Origin of the sequence: Microcystis sp. M090S1 (assembly GCF_020246295.1) — a bacterium.
GTDB classification, from domain to species: domain Bacteria; phylum Cyanobacteriota; class Cyanobacteriia; order Cyanobacteriales; family Microcystaceae; genus Microcystis; species Microcystis aeruginosa.
In genome coordinates this window covers 1-12451 of the sequence record NZ_JADBTF010000163.1, presented here as the reverse complement: position 1 = coordinate 12451, position 12451 = coordinate 1, and the positions used below count along the sequence as shown (strand labels likewise).

11 protein-coding genes and 2 pseudogenes are annotated in these 12451 nt (G+C 41.8%); 8 read left to right on the top strand and 5 right to left on the bottom strand.

Going from position 1 to position 12451, the window contains the following annotated elements; genetic code table 11:
• A pseudogene (locus tag IM477_RS07320) lies at positions 1-139 on the top strand (IS630-like element ISMae27 family transposase); the annotation flags it as partial.
• Positions 140-341: 202 nt separating this feature from the next.
• Here IM477_RS07320 and IM477_RS07315 read toward each other — a convergent pair.
• Positions 342-794 carry a porin gene (locus tag IM477_RS07315; protein WP_287731150.1) on the bottom strand — a complete coding sequence of 151 codons (453 nt, stop codon included), beginning with the start codon at positions 792-794 and terminating at the stop codon, positions 342-344.
• Between the two features lie 53 nt (positions 795-847).
• Here IM477_RS07315 and pyrE point away from each other — a divergent pair, with 53 nt between their 5' ends.
• The 5 genes from pyrE to nuoK all read left to right on the top strand — a co-directional run bounded on the left by pyrE (position 848) and on the right by nuoK (position 4682).
• On the top strand, positions 848-1537 hold the full coding sequence (pyrE, locus tag IM477_RS07310; protein WP_287731149.1) for an orotate phosphoribosyltransferase: 690 nt from the start codon (positions 848-850) through the stop codon (positions 1535-1537).
• Positions 1538-1913: 376 nt separating this feature from the next.
• Complete coding sequence (gene nuoH / locus IM477_RS07305) at positions 1914-3032, top strand: NADH-quinone oxidoreductase subunit NuoH (protein WP_287731148.1); 1119 nt, start codon at positions 1914-1916, stop codon at positions 3030-3032.
• Positions 3033-3074: 42 nt separating this feature from the next.
• Entirely contained in the window at positions 3075-3647 is a 573-nt protein-coding gene (gene ndhI / locus IM477_RS07300) for an NAD(P)H-quinone oxidoreductase subunit I (protein ID WP_002733194.1), read from the top strand.
• Positions 3648-3754: 107 nt separating this feature from the next.
• Positions 3755-4351 (top strand): NADH-quinone oxidoreductase subunit J, encoded by a 597-nt coding sequence (locus tag IM477_RS07295; protein ID WP_002762100.1) that lies wholly within the window; start codon positions 3755-3757, stop codon positions 4349-4351.
• A gap of 25 nt (positions 4352-4376) precedes the next feature.
• Entirely contained in the window at positions 4377-4682 is a 306-nt protein-coding gene (nuoK, locus tag IM477_RS07290; protein ID WP_287731152.1) for an NADH-quinone oxidoreductase subunit NuoK, read from the top strand.
• A 66-nt stretch (positions 4683-4748) separates the two neighbouring features.
• Here the strand turns inward: nuoK and lptC are convergent, their stop codons facing one another.
• The 4 genes and pseudogenes from lptC to IM477_RS07275 form a co-directional block, all read right to left on the bottom strand.
• Positions 4749-5897 carry an LPS export ABC transporter periplasmic protein LptC gene (lptC, locus tag IM477_RS07285; protein ID WP_287731151.1) on the bottom strand — a complete coding sequence of 383 codons (1149 nt, stop codon included), beginning with the start codon at positions 5895-5897 and terminating at the stop codon, positions 4749-4751.
• Positions 5898-6206: 309 nt separating this feature from the next.
• Positions 6207-7925, bottom strand: coding sequence for a DUF262 domain-containing protein (locus IM477_RS07280; RefSeq protein ID WP_287731147.1), 1719 nt, complete (start codon positions 7923-7925; stop codon positions 6207-6209).
• 138 nt (positions 7926-8063) lie between these two features.
• A pseudogene (locus IM477_RS23320) lies at positions 8064-8226 on the bottom strand (ISAs1 family transposase); the annotation flags it as partial.
• Positions 8227-8418: 192 nt separating this feature from the next.
• Positions 8419-9609 carry an HhoA/HhoB/HtrA family serine endopeptidase gene (locus tag IM477_RS07275; RefSeq protein ID WP_287731146.1) on the bottom strand — a complete coding sequence of 397 codons (1191 nt, stop codon included), beginning with the start codon at positions 9607-9609 and terminating at the stop codon, positions 8419-8421.
• Positions 9610-9995: 386 nt separating this feature from the next.
• On the opposite strand from IM477_RS07275, the gene IM477_RS07270 reads away from it, so the two are divergent.
• A complete protein-coding gene (locus IM477_RS07270) occupies positions 9996-10628 on the top strand; it encodes an FkbM family methyltransferase (protein WP_287731145.1) in 633 nt (210 codons plus the stop codon).
• 378 nt (positions 10629-11006) lie between these two features.
• A complete protein-coding gene (locus tag IM477_RS07265; RefSeq protein ID WP_287731144.1) occupies positions 11007-12344 on the top strand; it encodes a Mur ligase family protein in 1338 nt (445 codons plus the stop codon).
• The last annotated feature ends 107 nt before the right edge of the window (positions 12345-12451 follow it).

The window sequence follows — 12451 nt, the reverse complement described above, 5'->3', positions numbered from 1 at the left end:
TGGCGAAGTAGATGAGTTTAAAGCGAACTTATCTAAAGGACTAAAAGCTTTACTAGACAGGGAAAGCGAGAAAGTAAAGCGTTACGAGAAAGTAAGTTTTTGGTGCGAGGATGAAAGTAGATTTGGTGGTAACACTATTGCGTCGAGGTCAAATAATTGTTGCCAATGATGGCATGAGCTATCGTTATGACAAAACCCTTGATATTGCCAAATGGGTGAGAGTTTAGCTTCTCAGGGAGCTTCGATTGAACTTAAAAAGGCATCTTGCCGCAGTTCGGGAACCTTCAAAGAAGATTCTCGACCTATTACATTGTTCGCCAATTCCGAGTTGAATTGGCGAATTAAAAGCCGCCTGGACTTAAATAACTGGGATTTTCCTGTAGGGAAGTATCGAAGGGATTGGGTAAATCTTGGGTGCGAATTAAGGGGCCAGACTGTTGCTGTTGCATGACATCATAGTATAAAGTTTCGGTTAATTTGGCATCCCGGGTAATCATATTATCGAAATAGGAACCTTGGGGAAAAGTACGCCAACCAAAAAGAGAGTTGAACTGTCCTAAAATGTTGGTGTAGTCGTAGAAACGACCCGTATTGTTATTAACAGCGCGGTTAAACAAACCGGGGATATTATTAAATCCCACCGCCGTATCGGGAGAGGGGACAAGTTGCAATTGTTGGGTTTTTACCGGTGCAGGATTGGTGGCGGGTGAACTTTGGGCGATCGCAATAGGCGGACTCAACCAGACTAAACCGGTTAAACAAAACAGGGAAGGAAGTAAAAATTGAGCGCGCATGGCTAAAAATCTCCTCACAGGGATAGGGTTAATTAAAAAATCGCGTCAATGGGATGAGAAAGAAATCAATACTAGCGATCGAGTCAATATATAATGACTTTTGGCTCAATTGTAACCGAAATTTTGGAGTCAGTCAGGCTCCCAATCCTGAAAATATGGCTAATTCCTCGGTAGCGACTCTCGATACTGCTTCCCTGCGTCAATTTCTCCTCGATGCTCTTGTCCGTCTTGCCTATGGAGAGGGGGATTTCACCCTGTCTTCAGGACAAAAAAGCAGCTACTATATCAACGGCAAACAAGTTACCCTCACTGCGGAGGGAGCTTTAGCCGTGGGGCGTTTATTGCTGTCTCTACTGCCTCCAGATACCCAAGCGGTGGCAGGATTAACCCTAGGGGCGGATCCGATTGTCAGCGCCGTTATTGTGGTATCTGCCTACGAAAATCGCCCGATTCCAGCTTTAATTGTCCGCAAAGAGGCAAAAGGTCACGGGACTATGGCTTATATCGAGGGGCCGACTTTAAACCCGGGTGCCGCGGTGGTTGTCCTCGAAGACGTGGTGACAACGGGGAAAAGTGCCATGGTAGCGGTAGAAAGATTACGGGATGCGGGTTATCAAGTAGATTTAATCATTGCTTTGGTGGATAGAGAGCAAGGAGGGGCGGAATTTTACCAATCTCAGGGAATAAAGTTTCAAGCTTTGTTTTCGATTCGGGATCTACAGGCGGCTTATCAGACTAAATAGCGGGGAGTGGCCAGAAACGCTCGATAACTGGGTTTTAACAGTCGGTAAAACTTATCGCACAAGGGACCGGAGAGCTGCTTTAACTGCCTAAACGATAAGTTATCTCCATTTTTTTCCTGTGAATAATTGGTCACTAGCCGAGGTTTTCGGCGCTAAGAAACAGCTGGGAACATTGATAGATTCAGAGTCTAACTATTGACTAATAGCTATTCTCGGCGGGGGAATCAAGATTGCTTGACTCTCTTGGCCGCTAAGAATTGAAGCCTTTGTCACTTTCTGATAACCCTCAGACCGACTAACTGTATACTAGGCTATAAGATTTGCTTAAAAATCTTCAAACCATGCCGAACTATCGACAGTACAGCGATCGCCAAATATGAATCAAGGCATAGATTTACAAGAAAGTTTCATTAAATCCCTAACAGACTTGGGATTAAGTGGAGGACTGGCTAAAGCGATTTGGATGCCTTTACCCATGTTCCTGATGATTATCGCCGCCACAGTGGGGGTTTTAGTCTGCGTCTGGTTAGAAAGGAAAATTTCCGCCGCCGTCCAACAGCGTATCGGGCCGGAATACGCAGGACCCTTAGGCGTTTTACAACCGGTTGCCGACGGTCTGAAATTAGTCTTTAAAGAAGATGTCGTCCCCGCTAAGGCTGACCCTTGGTTATTCCTCTTCGGGCCGATTTTGGTGGTGATGCCGGTGTTTGTCTCCTATCTCATCGTCCCCTTCGGTCAAAATCTGGTGATTACTGACCTAAACGTAGGTATCTTTTTATGGATTTCCTTATCCAGTATTGCCCCCATTGGCTTATTAATGGCGGGTTATGCCTCGAATAATAAGTATTCCTTGCTGGGAGGCCTGCGGGCGGCGGCGCAATCGATTAGTTATGAAATTCCCTTGGCTTTATCGGTATTAGCGATCGCGATGATGTCTAATAGTCTCAGTACCATTGATATTGTCGAACAACAATCCGGTTATGGCATTTTAGGCTGGAATATCTGGCGCCAACCGGTGGGGTTTCTGGTTTTCTGGATTGCCGCTTTAGCTGAGTGTGAACGTCTGCCTTTCGATTTACCGGAAGCGGAGGAGGAATTAGTCGCCGGTTATCAAACCGAATACGCGGGGATGAAATTCGCTCTCTTTTATGTGGGTTCCTACGTTAACCTCGTGCTGTCGGCCCTAGTTTTCGCCGTCCTCTATCTTGGCGGTTGGGAATTTCCTATCCCCGTCAATGCTTTCGCCAGCTGGTTGGGAGTTAGTGAAACCAATCCTTGGCTACAAATTATCACCGCTTCCCTAGGGATTACGATGACAGTATTAAAAGCCTATTTTCTCATCTTCATCGCTATTCTCTTGCGTTGGACCGTACCCCGGGTTCGCATTGACCAATTACTCGATTTAGGCTGGAAATTCCTCTTACCGGTATCTTTAGTTAACTTACTACTTACCGCCGCCCTAAAACTAGCTTTTCCCTTTGCTTTTGGCGGTTAATTCCCGTTTTTGCCCTGTTAACCTACTACCCCTCTGACCATCATGTTTAACATTCTCAAACAAGTCAGCGATTACGCCAAAGGTAGCATTCAAGCGGCGAAATACATCGGCGAAGGTTTATCCGTTACCTTTGATCATATGCGTCGTCGTCCGATTACCGTCCAATATCCCTACGAAAAGTTAATTCCCTCGGAACGTTATCGGGGTAGAATTCACTTTGAGTTCGATAAATGTATCGCTTGTGAAGTTTGTGTGCGAGTTTGTCCGATTAATTTACCAGTAGTGGATTGGACTTTTAACAAGGAAATTAAAAAGAAAGAACTCAAACACTACAGTATCGATTTTGGGGTCTGTATTTTCTGCGGTAATTGTGTAGAATACTGTCCGACTAATTGCCTATCGATGACCGAAGAATACGAACTAGCGACCTATGATCGTCATGAATTAAACTATGATAACGTCGCCCTAGGCCGTTTACCCTACAAAGTAACCCAAGACCCGATGGTAACACCTCTGAGGGAATTAGGTTATCTACCTAAAGGTGTCATCGAACCCCACGATTTACCCGCCGGTAGTCAACGCGCCGGTAAACGTCCAGAAGAAATTACCGATTAATTAGCAGTTAGGGGACAGGAGACAGGAGTTGGAAACTTAACAGGAATAACTGATAACTGATAACTAATAATTAATAACTCTCAAACATAAAAGGAGATGGAACTACTGTGAATTTAGCCGAGGGCGTTCAAATAGTATCTTTTGGCATTTTAGCAGCCCTGGTAATCGGGACAGCTTTAGGCGTGGTACTATTATCTAATATCGTTTATTCCGCCTTTTTATTGGGCGGTGTTTTTATCAGCATTTCGGGTTTATATCTCTTACTAAATGCTGACTTTGTAGCGGCGGCACAAATTCTAATTTATGTGGGCGCAATTAACGTTTTAATTCTCTTTGCCATTATGCTTGTTAACAAGCAAGAGGACTTTTCTGATATTCCTAAACGTTGGATTCGTCGGGCATCTACTGCTTTAGTTTGTGTGGGTTTATTTGTCCTGTTATCGACCATGGTTTTAATCACGCCTTGGTCAATTTCTAGCACTTCTCCCGCAGTAGTGACTAATACTTTAGTAGAAATCGGTAAGCATTTCTTTAGTGATTTCTTACTACCCTTTGAATTAGCTTCCGTGCTATTATTAATGGCCATGGTCGGAGCAATTATTTTAGCTCGTCGTGACCTTATCCCCACCCTGAAAGCTGAAGAACCTACGGCCACAGCCTTAACATTGCCCGAACGACCTAGAGAATTAACCGCCCCTAAATAAGACCAAAGAAAGAGGTATCATGCAGATTCAGTTAGAGTATTATTTGTTATTAGCGGCGGCTTTATTTTGTATCGGAATTTACGGTTTAGTCACCAGTCGCAATGCTGTCCGGGTTTTAATGTCGATCGAATTGATGCTCAATTCCGTTAACATTAACTTAATGGGTTTTTCCAACTATCTTGACCCCGCTAATATCCGAGGCCAAATTTTTACTATTTTCGTGATTACCGTAGCGGCAGCCGAGGCAGCCGTGGGTTTAGCGATTATCCTTACTATCTATCGTAACCGCAACACGATCGATATGGAACAGTTTAATCTGCTCAAATGGTAAGGTTTTAAATATTTACCCCCCCTCTCCCTTTTTTGGGGAGAGTTTTTTTTTGGCCAATTTTCCCTGTTAACGGGGATAAATCTCGGTGACAACTCGATCGGGGGAGCTACTGGTAACAACAATGTTATTATCTTCTAAAGTTCCGATCGCTTTATCGCCAGTGAGATTAAATTTTGGTTCCTGTTGTTCATAGATAATATTCCCCTCGGCCTCGACAATTTTTTCCGACATTTTCCAAGTTAAGATCTGACTATACAATTGCGCCCCAGTTTTCTGATTAATTCCCTTAACCCCATCCTTGAGATAAGCGATACGATTGCCTAATTCCACCACCACACGATTACCAGTAATAGTGATTTGATCTTGATATTGAAAAATTTCCGTGGGGCGATCGGAAGTTAGGGTACGATTTTGATAGTTCCAAATTGCCTGAGAACCAGAAATCTGTAAAGGTGGTTCTAAAGAGCGATATTCGAGGTTTTCTTGTAGAATAACCTGATTATTTTTTCTTTCCCAACGACCGCCGATAGCAGTAAGGCGATCGATAATAGTTTTATTAATATAGCGATCAAAAGCGACTTTCTGATCGGTACTAATGACTTGTTGAGGAATTTCCCAGTACAGGCGCTCGGTTTGCAGGACGACACGAGATTCCTTGGCGGTAGCCACCACTTGACCTTGTAATTCTAGTTTTTCTTGGCGCGTGTCGTAGCGTCCTTGGCGCGCCTTGGCTTCTAGTTGTAGATGACTACCTTTGATCCCTTTGGGGGAGATTAAAATACCTTCCTTGGGTAGCCAACGCAATTCAGGAGCGTTAATAATGGCTTTATTGCGGGGATCTACAGCCACAATATTATCTTTGAGGAGAATTTCCTGGCCTTCCTTGTAAACTTCACCGCGGTCAGCACTAACCTGTAAAACTACTTTCCCATCTTGATAGATATTACCCTTGATATTTTCCAGACGGGCGATTTTTTGGTCTTGGGTGTAGGTAGCTTTTTTGACTTGAATTTTCCAGAGGGGTTGTCCCGAGGGGTTAGCCTGTTCTAAGGTGGCATTATTGAGAATTAAGCGGCCAGTTTCTTCAATTTTAGGCGATTCTGTCGGCGAAATTGTCGGCGGATCGGGAGGTTGACAGGCTGTTAATCCCAGCAAACCGATTAGAAGGGCAGCCCCGCGCCCAATTGATAATTTTAATTGTAACCGCTGCCTCAATTTCGATCGCTCCGCTGCTATTTTATTAGGGGTCGAGAATAGAGTCGCCTCCATCCCCTCCCATCCAGAACCGTACATGAGACTTTTACCTCATACGGCTCCTCGTTTGACTGTTCCCTTGTTAAGGATACAGCCTGACATTCATTGGCTGTCTATATATCATTGTAGTTGACTCAAGGTCAAGTTAACTACGGATGATTCTAGGCTTCCATTGGCTGCCGTTTGATCACTAAAGACCTGACTAGGCAATTATTTCAGGCATTTGGCTCCTTATTTCATGCCTAAACGTTTCGCACATCTTTAGTTATTTTATCTTGACCAAATTTCAATAGCCAGATCAGCTAGATAATTAGCTCGCTTTTCAATTTCTTCTTTATTCCAGACATTTTTGTCAGAAAAGTATTTGTTCAAAGAAACATTACTGTCTTTCAACAAACTAACTTTATCAGAAAATTGTTTATTAGATAAGCCTGAATTGTAGCCCGTCAAAGTCAGATTACCTAAAGTATGTAGCCAAGTTTTATGTATTTGTTCGTGATTATAACCAAGCATATCTTCCCAGTTCGCTGTTAATTTTTGGGGCATTATATGCTCTATTGTCAGGTTATCAGTATCAACCATCTCTTTGGTCATGCGGCGTTCTATTGTTTCCAGAATAAGCTTAACTCTATCATTTGTTTTGGCATTTTTACCATAGATGTCTTTTTTGATTAGTCCTTCACGAAATTCATCGTCTGATGGCCATGACTTTTCTCCTTGATAATTTCTCAGAACTTTTTTTAGATTAAACAGTGTATTATTAGAGTTAGTTTCTTTTTTTATGTCTTTATATAAATTTTCAAAAATTTTCCCTAAAATTCTTGTAGGTTTATTGACAAAGGAGCGTCGAACAAAGTATGATTCTAAACAATCAACAATTTCAAGGAAATCCTGAATAGATAAATTTTTGTCTTGAAAATCTTTATAGATATTGAGAAGAAAAATATGACAAGTACCAAAATCTAGGCGATTTAATCGACTAAATCTATCTTTTAGTTCGTCTTTGTTTTCACTTTCTTGGGGACAAACAAGACACTGATAATATTCAGCAAAGTTAATCAACTCATCTAGTTTATCTTTAATATTAAAATTATTGTTTTCCGCATTTTTGTCTAGGCGTTTTTTAATTTCTTTATAAACTTCTTTTTGACTAATTGATTCACCGTCTTTGCGAAGATAGAACCAAAAAGAATTAGTCAATAATTCAGCATATTTTTCCTCTTTTTTTATTGGCTCTGTAGTAGCTAGTCTTTTAAAAGATGCTTCAAGAGGTTGCCACTTTTGTTTGTATATATCTTCTCGTTGTTCACTAGGTAACTTCATAAAAACATAGTTGCGGACTAAATCGGCTTGGGTAAGTTCTTGTCCTTTTGTATTAAGACTTTCAAAAATAAGATAAGGATTTTCTTCGCTATCAGAAGTAATATTGACTAAAATTAAACGCTCTAAAAGAATATTTTTGAAGAGTTTATGTTCTCCTTCTGCAAAATTCTTCTTTTTAAGACGTTCCTTAAAGTATTGATATGCCTTATATATTATTTTGTTATCAAATTCTCTGCTATTTTGGTTTTTAATGATACTTTTGTAAGCTTCACGATCATCTTGAGTTGGCAAGATTTTATAATAATCATCATCTTTTTTAAACTTATTTATCAGATAGTATTCATATAATTCTTCCGCCAACTCTGTATGGTTTTTCTCTTGTAAATAATTTCGCAAAGCCGCTATGATGATGGCAAGAGTAGTAAGACGTTGTTGTCCATCTATTACGACATACGGAGATATACCTTCGGCTGTTCCAGGAATTGACTGGGTGACAATAGAACCAAGAAAATGAGGTTCTTGCTCCTTATCATAGAGACTCATTAGATCTTCCCATAAAGTCTCCCATTTTGACTTGTCCCAAGAATAAGGTCTTTGAAATAGAGGGATCTGAAATTGTTTAGTACCTTCAAGTAAATTACGAAGACTGGTTTCTGATGCTTTCATGATTTGATTTGCTCCTGCAATCGTTTTGTCTTTGGTAAAAGTGGTAAAAATTGTCTCAATTTGATTAGCCCATAAACGCCGAGCTTAGGGAACCGTCCGAAACCTTCCACGGCAAACTAAGGAAATCAACTAACTAAATAAAATCGCCCAGTTAACGGGAGAATGACCCCCACCGAGGCGGTTTATCCTCCTTCAAGGTGACATCTTTCACCCAGTTTAACTGATTTTCAATACTCCAATGCCCCTGAATTGCCTTCAAAAAGGCTTTCGCAGACAATCTTTCACTACTGATGAAATAAGTCTTCTCCTCAAAGTTCTTTCCCTCCCGTTTGCCTTGACGTTTCACGAGGACAAAGCTTTGTCAACCTTTCCATCCTGCTCATGGTTATATACTGAAACGATGCTGACTCACATCTTGCTCGCAAGTCTGTCCACCTTCCACCGTACACTTAATACTTTTTGCCCCAGTTGCCAGGATGGTCTGGTATTTGCTTTAATCGCTAGTTTTGCTGGGAAAAACCCCTGGTTGAACGGTGAGAGTTTGTTGTTTACCCCTGCGGTTAATCTCGATTTCCAGATTACCACCGATCGCACTGGTTTCTACACCTTGCTGCACATCGGCGGCGGTTTTAACGGGGTTTCCTGCCACAGTTTCGATGATATCACCCGCTTGCATTCCGGCTTTTTGAGCGGGGGAATTTTCCACCACTCGCAGGACGATTACCCCTTCATTTTGGTCAATATTAAAGTTTAATTCTTTAGTTTCGTTCAATTGCTGCCGTAATTCTGGGTTTAGCGTCACCATGTGGATACCGATGTAGGGATGTTCCGCTTTACCCTTGCTAGATAGCTGTCCCGCCACTTTTTGGGCGGTTTCGATGGGAATAGCAAACCCTAAACCCTGAGCATCGGCCCGAATTGCCGTATTAATGCCGATAACTTCCCCCTTGGCGTTCAGCAACGGGCCGCCGGAATTGCCGGGGTTAATAGCGGCATCGGTTTGAATAAAACGAACCCGTTTATCGGGAACCCCCACTTCGCTGCTAGTGCGTCCTAGGGCGCTAATAATGCCCACCGTAACCGTATTATCTAAGCCTAGGGGATTGCCAATAGCGATCGCCCACTCCCCAGGTATTAAAATTTCGGCCTTGCCAAAAGTCACCGTCGGTAAATTTTTCGCCTCGATTTTCACCAGGGCCACATCGGTCATATTGTCAACCCCCAGGACTTTACCTTGATGAGTTTGACCGTTTTTCAAAGTCACTTTTACTTGGGTTGTCCCTTCCACCACATGGGCATTAGTTAAAAGTAGTCCATCTGTACTAATAATAAACCCGGAACCGGTTCCCCGTTCCAAATGCTCCCTGGGAATCGGCACTTCATTACCAAAAAAGCGCCGAAAAAAGGGCTGTTTAAATTCTTCGGGAATTTGGTCGGCCACTTCCCGGGCCGAGTCAATTCGCACCACAGCCGGCCCGACTTTCTGCACGGCCTGGGCGATAAAATTAACATTACCGTCGTTTTGGGGAATAACAGGGAGAGAGAGGGAAGCGGGGAGGATTGCCGGCGGTTTATTTACCTCTAGTGGTGCTTTTCTGCTTAAATACTGATTTCCTAGCACACCCACAGTACCACCTAGGGCGAGTAATCCTAGTGAAATCCCCAATCTTGTCAATAAACCCATAAGCTCTAGCCCTAAAATGTCGTGTGCGGTGGAATCAGCGCCAAACTTACCTACAATTATAGGCTGTCTTTTTCAAAGACGAACCCCTGGGGCAGATAAAGGCTTTTTGTATTTGATGGCAGTGGCAATCACTTTGATTAAGCTTTTCTCCTAAAGGTGAAGTGTAACCTATATTTGGCATCGTCTCCGCGCTCTGGTCTGGTTACTCCCCAAAAGGAAAATTTCGTATTCTACTATTAGGATAACCGCTGTAAGAATACTTCCCTGTAATCAAGTGGCTAAAACTTAACTCAGATGCTACATTTTCTGGAAATCTATTGGCTTTAAATATTGACAAAATTCTCGAAGCGTAATATGATGTTTTCAAATATTTCAAGGCTGAGTTTATGAATGATAATTTAAAGCTGGTTAATACACCTGAAGGTAAATTTTATTGTCTCGACCCGAAGACATCTAATTTATTGGAAAATCTGCGAGATTTGGCGAGTGCTTATCCCGGAATCGACGATAAAATGATTCATCCGGGGGATGTTTGCTTTGATATTGGTGCCAATATTGGCACTTTTTCAACTTTGGCAGCCCGTTTATCATCCCCTCAAGGCCGAGTATTTGCCTTTGAGCCTTGTCCAGAAACTCATCAAATTCTCTTGGAAAACCTGCGATTGAATAATGTTTCACATTTAGTACAAGTACAAACTGATGTTATTAGTGATACTCAAAAAAATTTTTCTATAAAAAAAGCCCCTAAAAACATGGGAGCTACCCGCTTTATTGAATCATCAGAGGTCGAGGGAGAACTATTTACTTCCACAACCTTAGATTTTTGGATAGAAAATAATTTGCATCTGAAACAATGTGATTTTATTAAAATAGATGTGGAAGGAATGGAGATTAAAGTTCTTCAGGGAGCCAGGAAGACCTTAAAACAGTATCACCCCATTTTATATATTGAAGTTTGTTTACCCCATTACGAAAAATATGGATTTAAAATCGAGCAATTGCAAGAATTTTTAGCATAAATTGGCTACCATTTCTTTCGTTATTTCGCTCCTGCGCCTTTTCTCACTAGCGATCTACGTCGCCTTCATTCTCTTAACCAAGGTTCTTATTTTTATAATTTAATTGCCATTCACCCTAGCAGTCCTCGCTATCCTCAAAAATACAATTCTACACAAGAAGCTTTCCTGTTTATGATTCAGGAAAAATCAACAATTACTTATAGTGAATTACGCAGAAAATTTCCGATAAGAACTACAATTAAAAAACTTGTTAGGGGAGAAAAAACGCCAGAATAAACTGAGATTTACCTCAACTGCGAGAGGAATTAGGGAACTTACCCCGTTTACCGGTCTTCTTTTAGGGGTAAAATCACGAAACAGCTATGAGAATCTCAGTTCATGCAATTGTTTGATCGCATCCGTTTAGGGATAGCCGTAGCGGTGGCTAAAACCGTTACTGCTGTGGTTAAAGGACTCCGTTTAGGGGCTGCCAGCGTCTTGCCGGGGGAAATTGCCCGTCGTCTCCATCCCCGTTTGTTACCCCTACTCTGTGGGCAAGTCCGAGGGGGGGTAATCTTGGTGGTTGGCACTAATGGAAAAACTACCACTTCCCTACTCCTAAGAACTATTCTAGAGCGTCAGGGGGCAAAAGTCACCCATAATACCACTGGGGCGAATTTAATTAATGGTTTAATCACTGCTTTATTAGCCGATGCCAATTTATTCGGCACTTTAAAGGCTGATTATGCCATTTTAGAAGTGGATGAAAATATTCTCCCTTTGGTTTTAAAAGATTGTCGTCCTCGCGCTATTTTAGCTCTCAATTTGTTTCGCGATCAACTCGATCGCTATGGGGAAGTGGATACGATTAGTCGCCGTTGGCAAGGGGCTATATCTCCCCTACCCACCAATACTTTAGTAATTCTCAATGCTGATGATCCGACCCTTTCCCATTTGGGTCAACAACTGCCCCAAAGAGTTGTATATTTTGGCTTAAGTGAGCCAGAATTATATCTGGAAGAAATTCCCCACGCTGTCGATTCTATTTACTGTCCTAAATGTGGTGCTTCTTTGGATTATTGCGGGGTTTATCTCTCCCATTTAGGGGATTTTAGTTGTCCTAGTTGCGGCTTTAAAAAGAGTAGTCCTGCTTTTCATAGTCAGGATTGGCCGCAGATTTTAATCGGTGTTTATAATAAATATAATACTTTAGCGGCGGGTTTAGTAGCCCAGGAATTAGGGATTAAAGATCGAGAAATTTTTGAGACAGTTCAGGGTTTTAAAGCGGCTTTTGGTCGAGCGGAAGAATTAGAAATTGAGGGTAAAAAAGTTAGGATTTTACTGTCTAAAAATCCTGTGGGTATGAATGAAACAATTCGCGCGGTGGCTGATATTTTACAGAAAGAAAAGTCTTCTACTACTCTCTTAGTTCTCAATGATCGCATCCCCGATGGTACGGATGTTTCTTGGATTTGGGATGTGGATACGGAAAAATTAACCCGTTTGGGAACAACTTTAGTAGTAACGGGCGATCGACTTTATGACATGGCTTTACGCTTACAATATAGTCAGGATAGTCTCGCTTATCCAGTTAATTTAATTGTTGAATCCGAGCTAAAAAAAGCGATCCAAATTGCCCTTAATAACACCAAAAATGAGGAAACTTTACATATTTTACCTACCTATTCTGCTATGTTAGAAGTACGAGAGATTCTCACAGGTCGAAAGATTTTGTAGAAATTAGAAAAGAGTGAAGATTGGTGTTAGGTGTTGGTGTGGTCACTGCGTGCGCGTTGCGGGGGGTTTTAGGGTGTTAGGGTTTTAGGGTTTTAGTTGAAATTCCC

What these genes read in the sequence shown, in the direction of transcription:
- pyrE (WP_287731149.1), top strand. Translation starts at nt 848, where the DNA reads ATGAGAAAGAAATCAATACTAGCGATCGAGTCAATATATAATGACTTT.
- IM477_RS07275 (WP_287731146.1), bottom strand. Translation starts at nt 9,609, where the DNA reads ATGGGTTTATTGACAAGATTGGGGATTTCACTAGGATTACTCGCCCTA.
- nuoH (WP_287731148.1), top strand. Translation starts at nt 1,914, where the DNA reads ATGAATCAAGGCATAGATTTACAAGAAAGTTTCATTAAATCCCTAACA.
- ndhI (WP_002733194.1), top strand. Translation starts at nt 3,075, where the DNA reads ATGTTTAACATTCTCAAACAAGTCAGCGATTACGCCAAAGGTAGCATT.
- IM477_RS07265 (WP_287731144.1), top strand. Translation starts at nt 11,007, where the DNA reads ATGCAATTGTTTGATCGCATCCGTTTAGGGATAGCCGTAGCGGTGGCT.
- IM477_RS07270 (WP_287731145.1), top strand. Translation starts at nt 9,996, where the DNA reads ATGAATGATAATTTAAAGCTGGTTAATACACCTGAAGGTAAATTTTAT.
- IM477_RS07315 (WP_287731150.1), bottom strand. Translation starts at nt 794, where the DNA reads ATGCGCGCTCAATTTTTACTTCCTTCCCTGTTTTGTTTAACCGGTTTA.
- IM477_RS07280 (WP_287731147.1), bottom strand. Translation starts at nt 7,925, where the DNA reads ATGAAAGCATCAGAAACCAGTCTTCGTAATTTACTTGAAGGTACTAAA.